18 protein-coding genes and 1 pseudogene are annotated in these 19,073 nt (G+C 61.6%); 11 read left to right on the top strand and 8 right to left on the bottom strand.

What is annotated here, in order from left to right; all coding sequences use genetic code 11:
- Positions 1-111: 111 nt before the first annotated feature.
- Positions 112-1,599, top strand: a complete 1,488-nt coding sequence (locus tag D781_RS11320; RefSeq protein WP_015672464.1) for an MDR family MFS transporter — start codon at positions 112-114, stop codon at positions 1,597-1,599.
- A gap of 36 nt (positions 1,600-1,635) precedes the next feature.
- Here D781_RS11320 and D781_RS11315 read toward each other — a convergent pair whose 3' ends face one another.
- On the bottom strand, positions 1,636-1,935 hold the full coding sequence (locus tag D781_RS11315; protein ID WP_015672463.1) for a DUF1161 domain-containing protein: 300 nt from the start codon (positions 1,933-1,935) through the stop codon (positions 1,636-1,638).
- Positions 1,936-2,025: 90 nt separating this feature from the next.
- Positions 2,026-2,394: a DUF1283 family protein gene (locus D781_RS11310; protein ID WP_015672462.1), complete on the bottom strand. Its 369-nt coding sequence runs from the start codon at positions 2,392-2,394 to the stop codon at positions 2,026-2,028.
- A gap of 150 nt (positions 2,395-2,544) precedes the next feature.
- Here D781_RS11310 and D781_RS11305 point away from each other — a divergent pair, with 150 nt between their 5' ends.
- Positions 2,545-2,871: a YnfA family protein gene (locus D781_RS11305; protein WP_015672461.1), complete on the top strand. Its 327-nt coding sequence runs from the start codon at positions 2,545-2,547 to the stop codon at positions 2,869-2,871.
- Between the two features lie 34 nt (positions 2,872-2,905).
- On the opposite strand, the gene ydfG is transcribed toward D781_RS11305, so the two are convergent.
- From ydfG to D781_RS11290, 3 genes are all read right to left on the bottom strand, one after another.
- Positions 2,906-3,655, bottom strand: coding sequence for a bifunctional NADP-dependent 3-hydroxy acid dehydrogenase/3-hydroxypropionate dehydrogenase YdfG (gene ydfG / locus D781_RS11300; protein ID WP_015672460.1), 750 nt, complete (start codon positions 3,653-3,655; stop codon positions 2,906-2,908).
- Positions 3,656-3,754: 99 nt separating this feature from the next.
- Positions 3,755-4,279 carry a GNAT family N-acetyltransferase gene (locus D781_RS11295; protein WP_015672459.1) on the bottom strand — a complete coding sequence of 175 codons (525 nt, stop codon included), beginning with the start codon at positions 4,277-4,279 and terminating at the stop codon, positions 3,755-3,757.
- Between the two features lie 141 nt (positions 4,280-4,420).
- Positions 4,421-5,854 (bottom strand): MFS transporter, encoded by a 1,434-nt coding sequence (locus D781_RS11290; RefSeq protein ID WP_015672458.1) that lies wholly within the window; start codon positions 5,852-5,854, stop codon positions 4,421-4,423.
- Positions 5,855-6,472: 618 nt separating this feature from the next.
- Here D781_RS11290 and guaD point away from each other — a divergent pair.
- From guaD to dcp, 5 genes are all read left to right on the top strand, one after another.
- Positions 6,473-7,804, top strand: a complete 1,332-nt coding sequence (gene guaD / locus D781_RS11285) for a guanine deaminase (RefSeq protein WP_015672457.1) — start codon at positions 6,473-6,475, stop codon at positions 7,802-7,804.
- A complete protein-coding gene (gene xdhA / locus D781_RS11280) occupies positions 7,801-9,225 on the top strand; it encodes a xanthine dehydrogenase small subunit (protein ID WP_015672456.1) in 1,425 nt (474 codons plus the stop codon). The genes guaD and xdhA overlap by 4 nt, the downstream gene beginning before the upstream one ends.
- Complete coding sequence (gene xdhB / locus D781_RS11275) at positions 9,218-11,620, top strand: xanthine dehydrogenase molybdopterin binding subunit (RefSeq protein WP_015672455.1); 2,403 nt, start codon at positions 9,218-9,220, stop codon at positions 11,618-11,620. The genes xdhA and xdhB overlap by 8 nt, the downstream gene beginning before the upstream one ends.
- Positions 11,604-12,377 carry a xanthine dehydrogenase accessory protein XdhC gene (xdhC, locus tag D781_RS11270; protein ID WP_015672454.1) on the top strand — a complete coding sequence of 258 codons (774 nt, stop codon included), beginning with the start codon at positions 11,604-11,606 and terminating at the stop codon, positions 12,375-12,377. Before xdhB ends, xdhC begins: the two co-directional genes overlap by 17 nt.
- A 95-nt stretch (positions 12,378-12,472) precedes the next feature.
- Positions 12,473-14,674 (top strand): peptidyl-dipeptidase Dcp, encoded by a 2,202-nt coding sequence (dcp, locus tag D781_RS11265; protein WP_015672453.1) that lies wholly within the window; start codon positions 12,473-12,475, stop codon positions 14,672-14,674.
- Between the two features lie 76 nt (positions 14,675-14,750).
- Here dcp and D781_RS11260 read toward each other — a convergent pair whose 3' ends face one another.
- Entirely contained in the window at positions 14,751-15,455 is a 705-nt protein-coding gene (locus D781_RS11260) for an SDR family oxidoreductase (RefSeq protein WP_015672452.1), read from the bottom strand.
- A gap of 106 nt (positions 15,456-15,561) precedes the next feature.
- Here D781_RS11260 and D781_RS11255 point away from each other — a divergent pair, with 106 nt between their 5' ends.
- The 3 genes and pseudogenes from D781_RS11255 to D781_RS11250 all read left to right on the top strand — a co-directional run bounded on the left by D781_RS11255 (position 15,562) and on the right by D781_RS11250 (position 17,540).
- Positions 15,562-16,443: a LysR substrate-binding domain-containing protein gene (locus tag D781_RS11255; protein ID WP_015672451.1), complete on the top strand. Its 882-nt coding sequence runs from the start codon at positions 15,562-15,564 to the stop codon at positions 16,441-16,443.
- Between the two features lie 177 nt (positions 16,444-16,620).
- Positions 16,621-17,109, top strand: a pseudogene (locus tag D781_RS22740) (hypothetical protein); the annotation flags it as partial.
- Positions 17,106-17,540: a hypothetical protein gene (locus D781_RS11250; protein WP_015672449.1), complete on the top strand. Its 435-nt coding sequence runs from the start codon at positions 17,106-17,108 to the stop codon at positions 17,538-17,540. The pseudogene D781_RS22740 and the gene D781_RS11250, both read left to right, overlap by 4 nt.
- 113 nt (positions 17,541-17,653) lie before the next feature.
- Here D781_RS11250 and D781_RS11245 read toward each other — a convergent pair whose 3' ends face one another.
- Positions 17,654-18,187 (bottom strand): SRPBCC family protein, encoded by a 534-nt coding sequence (locus D781_RS11245; protein WP_015672448.1) that lies wholly within the window; start codon positions 18,185-18,187, stop codon positions 17,654-17,656.
- Between the two features lie 3 nt (positions 18,188-18,190).
- Positions 18,191-18,538, bottom strand: coding sequence for a metalloregulator ArsR/SmtB family transcription factor (locus D781_RS11240; protein WP_015672447.1), 348 nt, complete (start codon positions 18,536-18,538; stop codon positions 18,191-18,193).
- A gap of 219 nt (positions 18,539-18,757) precedes the next feature.
- Between D781_RS11240 and D781_RS23870 the strand changes: the two genes are divergently transcribed.
- Positions 18,758-18,994 carry a phosphopantetheine-binding protein gene (locus D781_RS23870; protein WP_015672446.1) on the top strand — a complete coding sequence of 79 codons (237 nt, stop codon included), beginning with the start codon at positions 18,758-18,760 and terminating at the stop codon, positions 18,992-18,994.
- Positions 18,995-19,073 lie beyond the last annotated feature (79 nt).

The raw sequence follows: 19,073 nt of genomic DNA, 5'->3' as shown, positions 1-19,073 counted from the left end.
CCTTTTTAACCCACCGAGATCGCAGAGCTGACAGCCCGTCGGTAGGTTGCCGTTTTGCGCTGATATACTTGACCCTTATTGCCTCACACTTGCGGATTAACTGACTGAATAATGACCAACGACCTCTTTGCCACCAGAGTGGCGCACCGACCGCTGATTCTGATCGCCTGTATGCTGGCGATGTTTATGTCGGCGATTGAAGCCACCATTGTGGCGACCGCCATGCCGACCATTATCGCCGATCTGGGCGGCTTCTCGCTGCTCGGCTGGGTGTTTGCGGTCTATCTGCTCACCCAGGCGATCACCATCCCGATTTATGGCCGGCTGGCCGACCTCTACGGACGCAAACGGGTGTTTTTCTTTGGCGCCGCGCTGTTTCTGTTAGGCTCCATCCTGTGCGGCTTCTCGCCGAATATGTACTGGCTGATCGGCTTCCGCCTGTTGCAGGGGCTGGGCGCCGGGGCGGTGATGCCGATTGCCACCACCATCATCGGCGATGTCTACGGCCCGGACGAACGGCCGAAAGTGATGGGCTACCTGTCCAGCGTGTGGGGCTTTTCCGCCATTATCGGCCCGCTGCTGGGGGCGTTTATCGTCGAACATCTGCCGTGGGCGCTGGTGTTTTGGGTCAATCTGCCGATCGGCCTGTTGGCAATGGCGCTGCTGGCGCGCTATCTGCCCTCCGGCGAGCGGGTGCGCAACCATGCGCTGGACTGGGCGGGCACCGCCTGGATGACGCTGTTCGTCGCCAGCCTGCTGCTGGCGCTGCTGCAGGCGGATACACTGGGGATTTGGGTGGCGCCGATGCTGCTGCTGGCGGCGCTGTCGCTGTGGCTGCTGGTGCGTCAGGAACGGCGCGCGCCGGAGCCGCTGTTTCCGCTGGCGCTGTGGCGCAGCCGGGTGATCGTCGCCGGCAACGTCGGCGGTCTGGCGATCGGCGCGGCGATGATGGGCATCAGCGCCTTCCTGCCCACCTTTATTCAGGGGGCGATGGGCGGCTCGCCGCTGCAGGCCGGCACCACGCTGGCGCTGATGTCGATCGGCTGGCCGCTGGCCAGTACCTTCAGCGGCCGGCTGATGCTGCTGACCTCCTACCGCACCACGGCGCTGCTGGGGGCCGGGCTGCTGGTTGCCGGCGGGGCAATTTTGCTGCTACTGCAGCCGGACGGCGGCTTGCTGTGGGGACGGGTGGCGGCGTTTATGGTCGGCGCCGGGATGGGGCTGTGCAACACTACCTTTCTGGTGTCGGTGCAAAACGCCGCGCATCACAGCATTCGCGGCATCGCCACCGCCTGTACGGTGTTTACCCGCATGATGGGCTCGGCGATCGGCACTGCGATTCTCGGCGCGACGCTGAATATCAACCTACAGCTGCGCCTGCCGCAGGTGGCCGATCCGGTACAGCAGTTGATGGATCCGGCGCGGCGGGCGGCGCTGGACGCCGAGGCGCTGGGGGCGTTAAGCCATCAGGTGGCGCTGTCGCTGCACTGGGTATTTTTGGTGTCGGCGCTGGTGTCGCTGTGCGCATTGGGCGCCGCGCTGCTGGTGCCGGCGCATCAGCGGCCGCAGAGCGAAGAGGGAGAGGCGGAGCAGGTATAACGGGAAGCGGGCGCAGCATGCTGCGCCCGTAAGCGGTTATTGCGGTGCGTTGGCATCCTGGCTGGTGCCGGTGGCCGCCGCCTCGCTGCCGTCATCGCCGTTGGCGAGGCGGGTGTAGACAATTTTCTGTGTGTCGTTTTCGCAATGGCCGACTACCTGACCACCGGCCTGGTCAGCCTGATCGTTAGGGACGATATCCAGCTTGAAGCCGGATTCCGGTACGCCGTTGGCGATAATTTTCTGCGAAATGTCCGCCTTCACGCTTTCGCATGAGGCAAGGGCCACCAGCGGTGCCGAGGCCAATAACAGTGCACTCAGTATCAGCGCTTTTTTCATCATTCTGTCCTTGGTTGAGAATGAATTTCCTTTATCAGGATAGCAGTTGCCGCTGCGAAACTTAACGCCTAACCCGCGGTGGCGGGCGGTTTAAGGATTAATCCGACGGCCGGTGGTGCGGTCAAGGCATTTCAGCGTTGACGGCTCCCAATAGGCGTTGACGTTCAGGCTGTCGTTGCAGCGATCTTCATCGTCCGCCGCGCGGTCCAGCTTGTCGAAGTCTTTCTCCACGCGGGTATTCACCTTATGGCGCAGGCTGCGGGTGTCGTTCCACTGCTCTTTGCTCTGACGTGCGTTTTCGTTGGACATGGCGGCGCCGCCGTTGCCGTCAACGGTGACGCAGGTACTGCCCTGGGTGCAGCTGGCGGCCAGCGCCGGCAGCTGCCAGGCGCCAGCCAGCGCCAATGCCGCGACCGGCAGCATCCTGCGCAGCAGTCGTTGGGAGAAAAGTGATTTCATCTTGTTATCCTTATGAGTTAGTGTTGTGACGCCGGGCGATCCGGCACCTGACACGCGCTCGATGAGCGTTTGGTTAATAATAACACTGCGCGCTTGTCAGACACCAGCCAGGCGCACTTTTCGTTTACCTTTCGGAGAGCTCAGCACGCCATGTTAAAAACCACCTTGCTCTTTTTCGCCACCGCGCTGGCGGAGATCGTCGGCTGCTTCCTGCCGTATTTATGGCTGAAAAAGGGGGCGAGCGCCTGGCTGCTGCTGCCGGCGGCGTTGAGTCTGATGGCCTTCGTCTGGCTGCTGACGCTGCATCCGGCGGCCAGCGGGCGGGTGTATGCGGCCTACGGCGGCGTATACGTGGCGACCGCGCTGCTGTGGCTGCGGGTGGTGGACGGCGTAAGGCTGACGGCGTTCGACTGGCTGGGAGCCGGAGTGGCGCTGGCGGGAATGCTGATTATCGTGGCCGGCTGGCGGGCGGCCTGAGGAACGGCGGCAGGCAGCGCCTGCCGCGTGAGGATCAGACGTCGCGGTGGACGCTCAGCCCGGCGAAGGACTGGCTGACCGGCATCATTTCCAGCGTGTTGATATTGACGTGGGACGGCAGCGTCGCCACCCAATACACCGACTCGGCGATATCCTGCGGCGTCAGCGCATTGGCGCCCTGATAGGTGCGATCCACCTTGTCATCGTCGCCTTTAAAGCGCACGTTGGAAAACTCGGTGCCGCCCACCAGGCCCGGCTCGATATCGGTTACGCGCAGGCGCGTGCCCTGCAGGTCGGCGCGCAGGCCGAGGCTGAACTGTTTAACGAATGCCTTGGTGGCGCCGTACACGTTGCCGCCGGCGTACGGCCAGTTGGCGGCAGTTGAGCCAATATTTATCACGTGGCCGACGTTGCGCTCCACCATCGCCGGCAGCAGTTCACGGGTCATATTGACCAGCCCTTTGGCGTTGGTGTCGATCATGGTTTCCCAGTCATCGGCGTTGGCCTTGTGCGCCGGTTCCAGACCCAGCGCCAGCCCGGCGTTATTCACCAGCACGTCCACCTGACGCCACTGCGGCGGCAGGGCGGCGATGGCCTGGTGGATGGCGGCGCGGTTGCGCACGTCAAGCTGTACGATATGCAGGGCGTCGCCCAGCTCATCCTTCAAGCTTTCCAGCCGGTCGATGCGGCGGCCGCTGGCAATCACCTGATGGCCCTGTTGAACAAATTTACGTGCAATCGCCTCGCCAAAACCGGCGGTGGCGCCGGTAACAAAAATAATCATCCCACTGTTCCTCAACTGTTTTTACCCATGTCTGTACGTATGATTAGCATATTCCACACCGCCACGGCAAAGGAAGATGACGCGATGGCGTGCCGCGCATTATTCGCTGGACGGCGGGATATGGTAGACCAGACAGTCGTACTTGATATTTTCGCGGCGGCCGTTGAGTTGGCCGCCCAGCGATTCGGCCAGTCGCCGGCTGGGGAGGTTTTGCTCCGCCACCGGATAGATAAAGTAGTGGGGCCGGTAGCGTTCGCCGGCCCAGCGGGCGATCGCCTGCAGCAGTTCGCGGCCGTAGCCCTGATGGTGCTGCTCTTCTTTGATCCACAGACCCAGCTCCGGCGTCGGCGAGCGCAGATTGTGCACGCCGCCCATGCCGACAAAGCGCTTGTCTTCGCGCCGGCGGGCGACAAAAAAGATCTCTTCCCCTTCACGCATCAGCGGCAGCCAGCCCTGCCAGACCTCGGCAAACGCCTCGGCGGAGGGTTCCGGCTCAAAACTCATAAAGCGGGTCAGGGTCGGTGTAATTGCCTGGTAAACCTCATCGGCGTCGGCTGCGCTAAAAGGGGTAAGCAACAGTCGTTCGCTGTTTACGCGGCACTGAGAAAGGTCACTGTGAATCATTATTCTTACCTCGCTTTTCAGGCCTGAATGGCAAACAATCCGCCGGGCTGACGCCGGGCGGATTGTCGATACTACGTGGATTATCAGCCGATGCGAACCCTTTTTGACCGGCGACGGGATAAAAGGGCACAAAGCGTGCGGTTAACCGCGTTTGGCGCTCTCCGGCGCCGCAACGGGCGGCGTTTGCCGGCGGATTTCATTACCGGCTTCGGCCGTCAGGCCGAAGCTGTCAACCACCGACAGCAGCGCAATGCCGCCGATCACCACAAACGCCAGCTGGAAGTTGGCCAGCGGAATCGCGTCGCCCGCCGGCGGGAACCAGATCTCCGCCAGCCGCAGAACCAGCGCTCCCACCGCAATGCCTAGGCCGCCGCCCATCTGCTGCGCTACGTTGAACAGCGTATTGGCGTCGTTCATTTTGCTTTGCGGCACTTCAGAGAACGCCAGCGTATTGAGCGCGGTGAACTGCATGGAACGCGTCAGGCCGCTGACGAACAGCAGGGCGATAATCATCCACACCGGCGTCGCCGGCGTCAGCAGCGCGCAGCCGAAGATGGCGGCGGCGTTGAGCAGGCCGTTGACCATCAGGGTGGTGCGGAAATTGAAGCGGTACAAAATGGCGGAGGTAAAGGGCTTCATCGCCAGATTGCCGGCAAACACCGCCAGCACCAGCAGGCCGGCCTCAAAGGCGCTCAGGCCGAAGCCGATCTGGAACAGCAGCGGCAGCAGGAAGGGCACCGCGCCGATCGCCAGCCGGAACAGCGTGCCGCCCCATATAGTGACGGCGTAACTTTTCACCCGCATCGCCCACAGACTGATCAGCGGGGCGGCGTGCCGTTTGGCGTGGCGCACCGCCAGCGCGCCGACCGCCAGGCTGGCGGCGATACACAGCAGAGGCACCAGCCAGGACAGCTGCGGATGGTTGATCAGATCCAGGCCGAACATCAGGCCAAAGCAGGCAATGCCGGTCAGCACAAATCCCAGGCCGTCAAACGGCGCGCGCGTCTGCTGCGCCTCATCCGGGATCAGCCGCCAGGCCAGCGGCAGCGCCAGCAGTCCCAGCGGCAGGTTGAGGATAAAGATCCAGTGCCACGAGGCGTAGGTGGTAATAAAACCGCCGACCGGCGGCCCGAGGATCGGCGCCACCAGTCCGGGCCAGGTAATGGTGGCGATAGCTTTAATCAAACCGCTTTTGTCGGTGTTGCGCAGCACCGCCAGCCGGCCAACCGGCACCATCAGCGCCCCGCCGAAGCCCTGCAGGATACGGGCGGCGGTAAAGGTAATCAGGTCCGCGCTCAGCGCGCACAACACCGAGGCCAGCGTAAAGATGACAATCGCTGCCGAAAAGACGCGGCGCGCGCCAAAGCGGTTGGCGATCCAGCCGCTGGCGGGGATAAACACCGTCAGGGTGAGGATATAGGCGACAATGCCGATATTCATATCCACCGGTTGTACGCCGAACGCGGCCGCCATCTGCGGCAGCGCGGTGACAATCACCGTACCGTCGAGGTTCTCCATAAAAAATGCGCCCGCCACCAGCAGCGGCAGTGCGCCGACGCGTGAAAAAACGCTCATGGCAGAGCATCCTGTGTAGAACAGCGGTGATTCGGCATAACGACAACCCAGTGGCGTAGACATTGGTACAGACAAGAGGGTGAGCATAGCGCAATGCGCCATTGTTAAAAAGTGGTTAATAAAGTGAAGGCATATTTTGAGAATTACCGTAAATTCGCGCGCAGGATCGCAGACGAACAAGCGCATGGGGAGCCTGCCTGCGCCAACGTTTTGGCCTCTGCCTGCTGATGGTGCAGCACGGTGTGAATCGCGGTTGACTGAGCAGAAACGTTAACGCGTCGGATAAATGACAATACCCGGAGCCGCTGGTCGCACGGTGAAAATAATGGTTGCGCAACAATGGTGCAGCGCAATATTTAACAAATAAAGGCAAACGGTTGCTATTTAACCGCAACCGTTTGCCTGGGCGGGTGATATTTAGACCGTTTTTTCATTCAGCATTGGATCTAATTTAATTGCTTGTTTTATCTGCTTTTATTCTATTTTCGGCATGCTGGCATGGCGATTGCTATCTTTAATTTATCGCCTGTAATTGATGATAAATGCGCCATGTATTAGCCGGTGAAATACTTTTGCCGCCGGTTGCGCCGTGCGCGCCAGAAAAATAGGAACGGCATTATGAGCATGCAATTTACCCACGCCATTCGTGGCAATTTTTTCGATATCGCCGCCTGCGTGGAACAGCCGGATCAACTCGGCTCCCAGCTGCGCCATCGGCCGGACGGCCTGCTGCTGCTGAATCAGGGGCGCATCGCGTGGTTCGGCGAGTGGCAGCAGGGCGCAGCGCTGCTGCCGGCCGGCACGGCGGTGACGGATTACCGCGATAAACTGGTGGTGCCGGGGTTTGTCGACTGCCACATCCACTACCCGCAAACTGAAATGATCGGCGCCTACGGCGACCAGCTGCTGGGCTGGCTGCAGCGCTATACCTTCCCGGTCGAGGGGCGTTTTGGCGACGCCGAGCATGCCGAGAATATCTCCGCATTCTTCCTGCAGCAGCTGTTAAGCAACGGCACCACCACGGCGCTGGTGTTCGCCACCGTGCATCCGCAGTCGGTCGACGCGCTGTTCAGTCAGGCGGCGGCGCTGAATATGCGGCTGATTGCCGGCAAGGTGATGATGGATCGCCACGCGCCGGAGGGGCTGCTGGAGACGCCGGAACAGAGCTACCGGCAAACCCGGGCGCTGATCCGCCGCTGGCACGGCAGGCAGCGGCTGGGCTATGCCCTGACGCCGCGTTTCGCGCCCACCTGTTCCCCGCAGCTGCTGGCGCAGGTGCAGCGCCTGCGCCAGGAGTTTCCCGACGTCTGGCTGCATACTCACCTGAGCGAGAACCGCGATGAAGTGGCCTGGGTAAAAGAACTGTTTCCGCAGCATCGCAACTATCTGGATGTTTACCACCATTACGGGCTGACCGGCGAGAAAAGTGTCTTCGCCCACTGCCTGCACCTGGAAGACGCAGAGTGGCAGTGCCTGTGCGATAGCCGTTCGTCGATCGCCTTCTGCCCGACGTCCAACCTGTTCCTCGGCAGCGGGCTGTTTAAGCTGCAGCAGGCCTGGCGGCGGCGGGTCCGGCTCGGCATTGGCAGTGACGTCGGGGCCGGCACCACCTTTAATATGCTGCAGACGCTGGGCGAAGCCTACAAGGTGGCGCAGCTGCAGGATTACCAACTGGCGGCCGGCGAAGCCTTCTATCACGCCACGCTGGGCGGCGCGCGCGCGTTGGCGCTGGACGACCATATCGGCAACTTTGACGCCGGTAAAGAGGCGGATTTCGTGGTGCTTGATCCGGCGGTGTCGCCGCTGCAGCAGCTGCGTTACGCCAACAGCCGCACGCTGGATGAAGTGCTGTTTATGCTGATGACGCTCGGCGATGACCGCAACCTGTATCGCACCTATGTGGACGGCAAGGTGGTGTTTCAGGCGCCGCAGCGGCAGGAGGCGGCATGATCCAGTTTCTGCTGAACGACACGCTGAAAAGCGAACGGCTCGATCCGAATACCACGGTGCTACAGTATCTGCGCCGCCATCTGCGGCGCTGCGGCACCAAAGAGGGCTGCGCCTCCGGCGACTGCGGGGCGTGCACCGTGGTGCTGGCGGAGGCCGACGGTGAGCGGCTGCGCTACCGCAGCGTCAACGCCTGTCTGACCTTTGTCAGCGCGCTGCACGGCAAACAGCTGCTGACCGTTGAGGATCTGCGCGAGAAGGGACAGCTGCACGCGGTGCAGCAGGCGATGGTGGACTGCCACGGCTCGCAGTGCGGCTTTTGTACGCCGGGGTTTGTGATGTCGCTGTTCTGCCTGCAAAAGAACAGCGACGGCTACCGGCGCGAGCAGGCCCTGCAGGCGCTGGCGGGCAACCTGTGTCGCTGCACCGGCTACCGGCCGATTATGGCGGCGGCGCAGCAGGCCTGTACGACCAGCGCGCCGGACCAGTTCGACGCCCGTCAGGCAGCAACGCTGGCGCGTCTGCGGCAGATCCCCGCCGCCGCGGAGACGGTCTGCGACGGCAAACGCTGCCTGATGCCGCAGACGCTGGACCAGCTGGCGCAGTGCTATCTGCGGTATCCGCAGGCGAAACTGCTGGCCGGCGGCACCGATCTGGCGTTGGAGGTCACGCAGCGCCATCAGGATCTGCCGCTGATCATCGCCATCGGCCAGCTTGCCGAACTGCGGCAGATCGAACGGGGCGAGCGGCTGCGCATCGGCGCCGGCGTTACGCTGAGCGAACTTTACCGGGCGCTGGCGGAGGAACAGCCGGCGCTGGGAGCGCTGCTGCAGCGTTTCGCCTCGCAGCAAATCCGCAATCAGGGCACGCTGGGCGGCAATATCGCCAACGCCTCGCCGATCGGCGACGGCGCGCCGCTGCTGCTGGCGCTGGATGCGGTGCTGACGCTGCGCCGCGGCGCGCAGCGTCGCGATCTGCCGCTGGACGATTTCTTCCTCGGCTACCGGCAGACGGCGCTGCAGCCGGGGGAGTTTATCGAAAGCATCCAGCTGCCGGCGTCGTTCCCGGCGGATCTGCGCGTCTGGAAGGTCTCGAAGCGGCTGGAAGATGATATCTCCGCGGTGTGCGGCGCTTTTAACCTGCAGATTGAAGACGGCAGGGTGCGGACGGCGCGCATCGCCTTCGGCGGCATGGCCGCCACGCCGAAACGGGCCGCAGCCTGCGAGCGGGCGCTGCTTGGCGCACGCTGGGAGCACGACAGCGTGGAGCGGGCGGCGCAGGCGCTGACGCAGGATTTCACCCCGCTGAGCGACTTCCGCGCCAGCGGCGCCTACCGCATGTTGGTGGCGCAAAACCTGCTGCGCCGCTATTTCATCGCGCTGAGCGCGCCGGCCACCGCCATTGAGGTAACCAGCCATGAGTAACCGATCACAGACAGAACGCAGCCAGGCCGAGCTGGCCGCGCTGTTCGGCGGCGCGGCGCGCGGCGTCGTTGGCCGCAGTCAGCAGCATGAAAGCGCCGACAAGCACGTCAGCGGCGAGGCGCAGTACATTGATGACCGGCTGGAGTACCCACGCCAGCTGCATCTGGCCGCGCGGCTGAGCGACCGCGCGCATGCGAAGATTCTGGCGCTGGACAGCAGCGCCTGCGCGCAGTTTCCCGGCGTGGTGCGGGTGATGACCTGGCAGGACGTGCCGGGAGAGCTGGATATCGCCGCGCTGACCGAGGGCGACCCGCTGCTGGCCAGAGATCGGGTCGAATACGTCGGTCAGGTGGTAGCGGTGGTGGCGGCGGAGGATGAAGAGACCGCCTGGCGCGCGGCGCAGGCGATCGTTATCGATTATCAGGATCTGCCGGCGCGGCTGGACGTTGAGCAGTCATACCGCAATGGCTGGTTGGTGCAGGAGAGCCACTGCCACCGCCGCGGCGACGCGGAGGCGGCGCTGGCGCGCGCCCGGCACCGGCTGCAGGGCGAGCTGCGTATCGGCGGCCAGGAGCATTTTTATCTGGAAACCCAGATCTCCGCGGTGGTGCCCGGCGAGGACGGCGGCATGCAGGTCTACTCTTCCACCCAGAACCCGAGCGAAGTGCAAAAACTGGTGGCGTCGGTGCTGGCGCTGCCGCTGCATAAGGTGACGGTCGATACCCGGCGCATGGGCGGCGGCTTCGGCGGTAAGGAGACGCAGGCCGCCGGGCCGGCGTGCCTGTGCGCGCTGGCGGCGCACCTGACCGGCCGGCCGGCGAAGATGCGCCTTAACCGCCGCGACGACATGATGATCACCGGCAAGCGCCACCCGTTCTATATTCACTATGACGTCGGGTTTGACGATCGCGGCCTGCTGAGCGGCATTAAAATCGACCTGGCGGGCAACTGCGGCTATTCACTCGATCTCTCCGGTTCGATCGTCGATCGTGCGATGTTCCACGCCGATAACGCCTATTTCCTGCAGGACGTGGTGATCGTCGGCCACCGCTGCCAGACCCACACCGCATCCAATACCGCCTACCGCGGCTTTGGCGGCCCGCAGGGCATGATGGCGATTGAGAACATTATGGACGTCATCGCCCGCCATCTGGCGCTGGACCCGCTGACGGTGCGCAAAACCAACTATTACCGGCAGAAAACGCGCAATGTGACCCACTATCAGCAGCCGGTCGGCCAGAACCTGCTGGCGGAGATCACCCGGCGGCTGGAGCACAGCGCCGACTACCGGGCGCGCCGCGCGGCGGTGCGGGAATTCAATGCGCGCAGCCCGCTGCTGAAGAAGGGACTGGCGCTGACGCCGGTGAAGTTCGGCATTTCATTTACCGCCAGCTTCCTCAATCAGGCCGGGGCGCTGCTGCTGATCTATACCGACGGCAGCATGCAGCTGAACCACGGTGGCACGGAAATGGGCCAGGGCCTGAACACCAAGGTGGCGCAGATCGTGGCCGAGGTGTTCCAGGTGGATATCGCGCGGATTCAGATCACCGCCACCGACACCGGCAAAGTGCCGAACACCTCGCCGACGGCGGCGTCGTCCGGCACCGATCTGAACGGCAAAGCGGCGGAGAACGCCGCGCTGACCATCAAACAGCGGCTGATTGACATGCTGGTGCAACACTATCGGGTGCCGGCGCGGCAGATCGCATTCAGCAACGGCCAGGTGCGGGTCGGCGAGCGCTATTTCAGTTTTGAACAGGTGGTGCAGCTGGCCTATCTGCAGCAGGTTTCCCTGTCCAGCACCGGCTATTACCGCACGCCGCAGATTTTTTACCATCGCGAGGCCGGCGTCGGGCATCCATTTTATTATTTCGCCTACGGCGCGGCCTGTTCAGAAGTGTTGATCGATACGTTGACCGGCGAATATCAGCTGCTGCGCGCCGATATTCTGCATGACGTCGGCGACTCGCTGAACCCGGCGATTGATATCGGGCAAATCGAAGGGGGATTCGTGCAGGGGATGGGCTGGCTGACCTGCGAGGAGCTGGTGTGGGATGAGCAGGGACGGCTGCTGACCAACGGGCCGGCCAGCTACAAGATCCCGGCGATTGGCGACGTGCCGGCCGACCTGCGGGTGTCGCTGCTGGAAAACCGCCGCAATCCGCAGCAGACGGTCTTTCGTTCCAAAGCGGTGGGCGAGCCGCCGTTTATGCTGGCGATATCGGTCTGGTGCGCCATCAAGGATGCGGTCGCCAGCCTGAGCGATTACCGGCGTCAGCCGGATATCGATGCGCCGGCCACGCCGGAGCGGGTGCTGTGGGGCGTACAGCAGATGCTTTCATGTGACAGTGTCACTCATGATCGGCGGGAGGGCGACGATGGAACACTGGATTGATGCGTTGGCCGCGCTGCGGCGGCGCGGTGAACCCTGCGTGTTGGTCACCGTGATTGATGAACATGGCTCCGTACCGCGCAACCGCGGTGCGAAAATGTTGGTGACCGCCGAACAGGCGCTGGACACCATCGGCGGCGGCCATCTGGAGTTTCAGGCGCTGGAAATTGCCCGCGCCATGCTGCAGCGCGGCGAGTCGGCGCTGCGGTTGGAAAGCTTCCCGCTGGCCGCGCGGCTGGGGCAGTGCTGCGGCGGCCACGTCCGCGTGCTGTTTGAGCCGCAGAACGCGGCGCGGCCGCTGGTGGCGTTGTTTGGCGCCGGCCACGTCGGCTGCGCGCTGGCGCAGATCCTGGCGACGCTGCCGCTGCAGGTGCGCTGGCTCGACAGCCGTGCGCAGCAGTTTCCGCCGCAGGTGGCCGCCAATATTACGCCGCAGGCGTGTGAGGATCTGCCGGCGGCGGTCGATGACATGCCGCCGGGTTGCTTCTATATTGTGATGACCCACGATCACGGCCTGGATCTGGCGCTGGCGGAGCGTATTCTAAAGCGTAACGATGCGGCCTATTTCGGCCTGATCGGTTCCCTGACCAAGCGCAGGCGTTTCGAGTATCAGCTCGGCATGCGCGGCGTGGCGCCCGCGGCGCTGGCGCAGATGCGCTGCCCGCTGGGGCTGGCGGAGGTGAAGGGCAAACTGCCGGCGGAAATCGCCGTGGCGGTGGCCGGCGAAGTGATCGCCCATTACGCCAGTGCGCAGCGCTAATCAGTTGTTTTTGCTGAATCTGCCAACTGCGCCTAAGCTTGGATGGCATTGGGGACGTATGCTTCCCCGCACCTTACATGGAGGAGTTTGAATTGATGCGTTTATCCACATTAGTGTTAGCGATGAGCATGGCGTTAGGCACGCAGGCGCAGGCCGAGGAGAGCAAAACCACCTCTGAACATGCGGCGCTGCCGAGCGGCCAGGCGAAGGAGGCGACGGTGACCGGCGAAGCCAACCAGCACGAGAACCAGAAAAGCGACAACCCGTTCTTCTACCAGAGCCGTCTGCCGTATCAGGCGCCGCCTTTCGACCAGATTAAGGAAAGCGACTACGCGCCGGCGATTGATGAGGGCATCAAACAGAAACTGGCGGAAGTGGAAAAAATCGCCAACAACCCGGCCAAGGCGGATTTTGACAATACCCTGGTGGCGCTGGAAAAAACCGGCGCGCTGCTGACGCGGGTGATGAGCGTGTTCGGCGCCATGACTTCGGCCAACACCAGCGACGCGCTGCAGAAGCTGGATGAAGAAGTCTCGCCGAAACTGGCGGCGATGGATGACGCCATTATGCTCAACAGCAAGCTGTTTGCGCGTATTAAGGCGGTGTATGAGCAGCGCGACGCGCTGAAGCTGGATGCGGAATCCCGCCGTCTGCTGGAGGTGGCCTACCAGAGCTTTGAACTGGCCGGCGCCAACCTGTCGGACGCCGACAAAACCAAACTGAAGGCGCTGAACCAGGAAGCGGCGACCCTCAGCACCCAGTTCACCAATAAACTGCTGGCGGCGGCGAAGAACGGCGCGCTGGCCATCAGCGACAAGAGCAAGCTGGACGGCCTGTCCGCCGGCGAGCTGGCGGCCGCGGCCCAGGCGGCCAGCGAGCGCAAACTGGACAAGCAGTGGCTGCTGGTGCTGCAGAATACCACCCAGCAGCCGGATCTGCAGACGCTGACGGATCGCGATACGCGCAAGGCGCTGTTCGACGCCTCGTGGACGCGCGCCGAGAAGGGCGACGGCAACGATACCCGTCAGACCATCGCCCGACTGGCGAAGATCCGCGCCGAGCAGGCCAAGCTGCTGGGCTTCCCGGACTACGCCTCGTGGAAACTGCAAAATCAGATGGCGAAAACGCCGAAGGCGGCGCTGAGCTTTATGCGCGATATCGTACCGGCGGCCACCGCGCGCGCACAGCGTGAGGCGAAGGATATCCAGGCGGTGATCGACCGGCAGAAAGGCGATTTCAAACTGGCGGCCTGGGACTGGCAGTACTATGCCGAGCAGGTGCGCAAGGAGAAGTACGATCTGGATGAATCACAGATCAAACCTTACTTTGAGCTGAATAACGTGCTGAACAACGGCGTGTTCTACGCGGCTAACCTGCTGTACGGCATCAGCTTTAAACAGCGCAAGGATATTCCGGTGTATCAGCCGGACGTGCGGGTGTATGAGGTGTTTGATAAGGACGGTAAATCGCTGGCGCTGTTCTATACCGACTACTTTAAGCGCGACAACAAGGGCGGCGGCGCCTGGATGAGCAACTTCGTCGAGCAGTCGAAACTCAACGGCACCAAACCGGTGATTTACAACGTCGCCAACTTCACCAAACCGGCGCCTGGCCAGCCAGCGCTGCTGTCGTATGACGATGTGATCACCATGTTCCACGAGTTCGGCCATGCGCTGCACGGCATCTTTGCCGATCAGCAGTACCCGAGCCTGTCCGGCACCAATACCGCGCGCGATTTTGTTGAGTTCCCGTCGCAGTTTAACGAGCACTGGGCGCGCGACCCGAAAGTCTTCGCCCACTTCGCCAAGCATTACCAGACCGGCGCGGCGATGCCGCAGGAACTGGTCGACAAAATCAACAAGGCCGACAAGTTCAACAAGGGCTACGACATGACCGAACTGCTGGCGGCGGCGCTGCTGGATATGCACTGGCATATGCTGAGCGCCGACCAGCCGCAGCAGGATGTCGACCAGTTTGAGGCGCAGTCGCTGCAGAAAGATAACATCGATCTCAGCTATGTGCCGCCGCGCTACCGTTCCAGCTACTTCCAGCATATCTGGGGCAACGGCTACGCCGCCGGCTATTACGCCTATCTGTGGACTGAAATGCTGGCGGACGACGCCTTCCAGTGGTTCAGTGAACACGGCGGCCTGACGGCGGAGAACGGCCAGCGCTTCCGTGATATGGTGCTGTCGCGCGGCAACAGCGAAGATCTGGAAAAGCTGTATGAAACCTGGCGCGGCAAAGCGCCGAGCATCGAACCGATGCTGATTAACCGCGGCCTGAAAGAGCAGTGATTTATCTCTAGAGAGTGTCCGGGCAACGAGCCGTCTTCCTACTGGGAAAGACGGCTCGTTTATTATAGCGGACCAATCAGACGGAGCGGGTGACGCCGCCATCGACGCGGATATTCTGGCCGGTGACGTAGCCTGCGCCTGCCGACAGTAAAAAGGCTACGGTGTCGGCGATCTCTTCGACGGTGCCATAGCGTCCCATCGGCACGCTGTTGCGGCGTTCTGCGACTTCGGGCAGGCTGTCGATCCAGCCGGGCAGCACATTGTTGATGCGAACATTCTTCGCCGCATAGCCATCCGCAAAGAGTTTGGTGAAGCTGGCAAGACCCGCCCGGAACACCGCCGAAGTCGGGAACTCGGCGGACGGCTCGAACGCCCAGGCCGTCGAAATGTTGACAATGGCGCCGCCGCCTTGCGCTGCCATGATCGGCGCGACCAGACGGATCGGGCGCACGGCGCTCAGCAAATAGACATCCATGCCCTGGTGCCACTGTTCATCAGTGATATCGAGCAGCGGCGCACGCGGGCCGTGACCTGCGGAGTTGACCAGCGCGTCGATTTGCCCCCACGTCGCCATCGTCAGATCCACGATTTGCTTCACGTCGTCGAGTGACTGGTTTGAGCCGGTGACGCCGACGCCGCCCAACTCTTTGGCCAGCGCCTCGCCCTTGCCCGACGAGGAGAGGATGGCGATACGATAGCCATCCTGAGCCAGTCTGCGTGCGGCCGCGGCCCCCATACCGGATCCTCCGCCCATGATAAGCGCAACTTTTTCTTCAGCCATGACGGCCTCCTTTGGTTAGGTTCTGCCGCCATTGTGTCAGGTGACAGCCGAAGTTGCGTGTGATAAATAAACGTCTCAGACTGTAGAAAAACTATAGGGCATCGCCATGACGCCATCCCGCCGTAAACTTCCTCCGCTCAATGCCCTGCGTGCATTCGAGGTCTCGGGGCGCCGGTTGAGTTTTCGGGCCGCCGCCGAGGAGCTGGGCGTCACCCAGGGCGCCGTTGCGCAGCAGGTGCGCGCGCTGGAAGAGCATCTGGGCCAGGCCCTGTTTCAGCGCTTGCCGCGCGGCCTGGCCCTGACGCCGCAGGGCGCAAGCTACCTGACGGAGGTGACGCGCGCTTTTGATACGCTGGGTGACGCCACCGGACGGCTTCTGGAGCGGCCGGACACCGTTACCATCAGCGTGACGCCAACCTTCGCCGCGAAGCTGCTGATCCCCCGTTTGGCCGAGCTGAACGCCGCGCTGCCGGGCGTGGAGCTGCGTACGGTCGCCACCGAAGCGCTCTGCGATTTTGAGCGCGATCAGGTGGACATTGCCATACGGTTAACCTGTCCTCCGTTCCCGTCCGGGCTGGAGGCCAGGCTGCTGTTCCACCAGGAGCTGGTAGCGGTCGCCAGCCCCCATCTGGTCAAAGAGTTACCGCTCCCGCTGTCTCCTGAACAGATTGGGGCGTTTCCGCTGTTGCATGATTCGCAGGGCCACTGGCCGCTGTTTCTGCGTGCCGGCGGCAAGCTGCCCGGCGCGGTATTTAACCAGACGACGCTGGCGCTGGATGCGGCGCTGGCTGGGCAGGGGATCGCCCTGGCATGCCGGGCGTTTGTGGCCGGCGATCTCAAGGCCGGGCGTCTTGTACAGGTCGCGGAGGAGAGCATGATCAAAGAGCCCAGCTATTTCCTCGTCCGCAAGCGCTCATCCTTACCGCGCGCCCAGCGCGATGCGGTATGGGACTGGTGCGTGGATCGGCTCTCGCTGGCTGGCGGTTAGCGCGGCCGGCCGGTGCCCGCTGATGACTACGGCGCTAATATTCTCACCCGCCGCCAATCTGAATAGACGCGGTGATATCAATCCGTCAACCGCCTGATTCGGTCATTATTAAATAGTTAACTTCCGATAATAATATCTTGTTGCCGGCGGCTTGCTAACTTTTAAACCTGGCCTCGTATTCTCCGTATGGGAACGTTTATTAAATGGCGTATCAGAAAGGGGCGTTCGTATTATGAGCGGCAAAGCATCGCGCTGGCGATGATGATGACGCTCGCGCGCAAGTTTGAAGCGTTTCAGGCATCATTCCCTGTCAATTTGGTTACCGATAGCGGTTTTAGCGGTGAAGATCTGGTTTCCGATTTACTCGGGTTTTACCGCGTAATGTCTATTGAAAATCCGTTTCCTTTTCTGCGTCCTGTTAGTAAAGTTGAGGCCTTAAGACGTTGGGACCATTATGGCCCGATTGGTTCGTTCAAGAACGAGAGTTTTTTACCCATACTATTTCCCGATCCGGCCAGATTTCCCCATGCTAAACCACGTAGAGGAGAGCTACCGCCCTTTATGAAAACCATCAGACCCTACAGTGATTTTAACTCTGGGAATGTTGCTGTTGCTACTCGGAATGGCTCTTTTATGCAGGGTGGAAGAGGTGCTCCTCTCGTATGAAAAAGGTACAGAAGATCATTGCTGTTATTGGCTCTATTGTTATCGTTGCTGTGGCCGCTGTATTTGCGTATTTGTGGCCGACGATGAAAACAGAGTTTGCAGGCAGCGCGCAATATACCGAGCAAGATTCTCGCCTGTATAATTTCTACACGCCAGAATTGTTCAAAAATATGCCGCGTATTTCCGACCACTATGATTTCAATTACGCAAGCATCTCAGGTCCAGAAGCGCAGGCTTTCGCGGTGACATTTTATGGCACGACTGACATCAGTAATGTGAACGCGTATTTGGCAAACATGGGCTACCAACCGCAGGTTACCTGTACGGTTGAGGCCAAATGTTGGCGCACCACAGAGTCGAAAGATGTGGTGATGGTCGCACAGTTGCCGAAACCGGAAAGGGTGTTTATCCAGATTTATCGCAGGCCTTAAGAGAATTAGTCATGTTTAAGCACAAGTTGCCAGTTGAGATATCTTTTTTCTCCTTACATAAAAAACGGCCAGGCTTTCGCCTGGCGCGTAATCAGTAATGTGCTCTTTATTGGCTACAGCCTGGCGCGATATGCCTCTTCGGCCTGCGTCAGCGTGGCCCAGAACGGCCGCGGCGGCTGGTTGTTCAGCAGGTCGAGCAGAATATCCAGATGGGTGTGCCAGCCGCCGGCGACGCTCAGCATCTGGCTGCGGTCGGCCAGGCGGCGGTGGGTGACGGTCAGCAGCACGTTGTCGCCTTGCTCGGTCAGCTCAAAGGTGACCTCTGACGGGCGCTCCTGGCCTTTCTCTTCCCAGGTGATGCTCAGCACCTGCGGCGGAAACAGGCAGATAATATGCCCCGGGTTGGTCACCGGGCCGCTGTATGCCTTGTATTCCGCCGGCGCGGGTTCATCTTTGCCCGCCAGTTCGCCGTTGTTGAATACCAGCTCGAACGGCGCGCCGCGCTCCAGCTGCATGTCGCCCGCCGCCAGCCAGGTGGCGCGCTTGTCGGATTCGGTCAGGTAGGCCCAGACGCGTTCAATCGGGCCGGGCAGCAGGCGCTGGATCCTCAACGTGCCGGTTTCAATCACCATACCGTAATCATTCATCGTTCACTCCTTGGGAGTGGACGGCTCCGACTGCCGCAGCGCCTGTTCCAGCGCATCGAGTCGTTCCGCCCAGAAATGTTCATAGGATTGCAGCCATTGCATGGCCTGCGCCATCGGCTCTGGTTCGAGTCGGCAAATATGGTTTCTTCCCTGCACGGTGCGCTGCACCAGGCCAGCCAGTTCCAGGGCTTTGATGTGCTTGGAGGCGCCGGCGAAACTCATGTTCAACGGCGCGGCCAGCTCGCCGATACTGCGCTCGCCCTGCGACAGTCGCGTCAGGATCGCGCGTCTTGTCGGGTCGGCCAGCGCGTGAAAAACGGCGTCCAGCTGAGAGTGCGGTAATTTAACCATATGGTTGAATATAGAACGATGCGTCGGATATTCAATCTCTTTTTGTCTGGTTTTTTCTGGCGACGTGATGCAGGTGACAAAAAGAGGATAAAGGCAGGAAACGTGACGAATAGCGCTATTTTTGGCATAAATACGCTATTTTTTCGCCATAATCCTATATTTTCAGCCACCGCTGTCGGCAATGATCTGCCGTTATGGGAGAATTTTCGGAGAAAACGCATGGAAACCATAGAGCAACGGGTGCTCGGCGCGCTGGCCAGACTGCAGGGGATCAACAAATCCAATATGTCGATTGACGCGGATTTCTTTTTCGATCTGGAAATGGACTCGCTGGATCGGGTGGAGGCGCTGACGCTGCTGGAGCAGGAGTTCGCGCGGGTCATTCCGCTGGCGGATGCCGCCAAATTCAACCGGGTGCGCGACGTGGTCGATTACCTGACGCCGCCGCGCGCCTGAGGAGCCTGGCGCGTCAGCGCATCGCCTTCATCAACGCGTCAAGAAACACGCCGACCGCGCGCTGCTCGGGCCGATCGCC

The sequence above is a fragment of the Serratia sp. FGI94 genome (assembly GCF_000330865.1).
In the GTDB taxonomy this organism is placed as follows: Bacteria; Pseudomonadota; Gammaproteobacteria; order Enterobacterales; family Enterobacteriaceae; genus Serratia_B; species Serratia_B rubidaea.
Note: the sequence above shows the minus strand (reverse complement) of the source record. Positions and strands in the feature narration are given on the sequence as shown.

What these genes read in the sequence shown, in the direction of transcription:
- D781_RS11250 (WP_015672449.1), top strand. Translation starts at nt 17,106, where the DNA reads ATGAAAAAGGTACAGAAGATCATTGCTGTTATTGGCTCTATTGTTATC.
- D781_RS11290 (WP_015672458.1), bottom strand. Translation starts at nt 5,854, where the DNA reads ATGAGCGTTTTTTCACGCGTCGGCGCACTGCCGCTGCTGGTGGCGGGC.
- D781_RS11255 (WP_015672451.1), top strand. Translation starts at nt 15,562, where the DNA reads ATGACGCCATCCCGCCGTAAACTTCCTCCGCTCAATGCCCTGCGTGCA.
- xdhA (WP_015672456.1), top strand. Translation starts at nt 7,801, where the DNA reads ATGATCCAGTTTCTGCTGAACGACACGCTGAAAAGCGAACGGCTCGAT.
- D781_RS23870 (WP_015672446.1), top strand. Translation starts at nt 18,758, where the DNA reads ATGGAAACCATAGAGCAACGGGTGCTCGGCGCGCTGGCCAGACTGCAG.
- D781_RS11260 (WP_015672452.1), bottom strand. Translation starts at nt 15,455, where the DNA reads ATGGCTGAAGAAAAAGTTGCGCTTATCATGGGCGGAGGATCCGGTATG.
- D781_RS11240 (WP_015672447.1), bottom strand. Translation starts at nt 18,538, where the DNA reads ATGGTTAAATTACCGCACTCTCAGCTGGACGCCGTTTTTCACGCGCTG.
- guaD (WP_015672457.1), top strand. Translation starts at nt 6,473, where the DNA reads ATGAGCATGCAATTTACCCACGCCATTCGTGGCAATTTTTTCGATATC.
- D781_RS11315 (WP_015672463.1), bottom strand. Translation starts at nt 1,935, where the DNA reads ATGAAAAAAGCGCTGATACTGAGTGCACTGTTATTGGCCTCGGCACCG.
- dcp (WP_015672453.1), top strand. Translation starts at nt 12,473, where the DNA reads ATGCGTTTATCCACATTAGTGTTAGCGATGAGCATGGCGTTAGGCACG.
- D781_RS11310 (WP_015672462.1), bottom strand. Translation starts at nt 2,394, where the DNA reads ATGAAATCACTTTTCTCCCAACGACTGCTGCGCAGGATGCTGCCGGTC.
- D781_RS11320 (WP_015672464.1), top strand. Translation starts at nt 112, where the DNA reads ATGACCAACGACCTCTTTGCCACCAGAGTGGCGCACCGACCGCTGATT.
- D781_RS11295 (WP_015672459.1), bottom strand. Translation starts at nt 4,279, where the DNA reads ATGATTCACAGTGACCTTTCTCAGTGCCGCGTAAACAGCGAACGACTG.
- ydfG (WP_015672460.1), bottom strand. Translation starts at nt 3,655, where the DNA reads ATGATTATTTTTGTTACCGGCGCCACCGCCGGTTTTGGCGAGGCGATT.
- xdhC (WP_015672454.1), top strand. Translation starts at nt 11,604, where the DNA reads ATGGAACACTGGATTGATGCGTTGGCCGCGCTGCGGCGGCGCGGTGAA.
- D781_RS11245 (WP_015672448.1), bottom strand. Translation starts at nt 18,187, where the DNA reads ATGAATGATTACGGTATGGTGATTGAAACCGGCACGTTGAGGATCCAG.
- xdhB (WP_015672455.1), top strand. Translation starts at nt 9,218, where the DNA reads ATGAGTAACCGATCACAGACAGAACGCAGCCAGGCCGAGCTGGCCGCG.
- D781_RS11305 (WP_015672461.1), top strand. Translation starts at nt 2,545, where the DNA reads ATGTTAAAAACCACCTTGCTCTTTTTCGCCACCGCGCTGGCGGAGATC.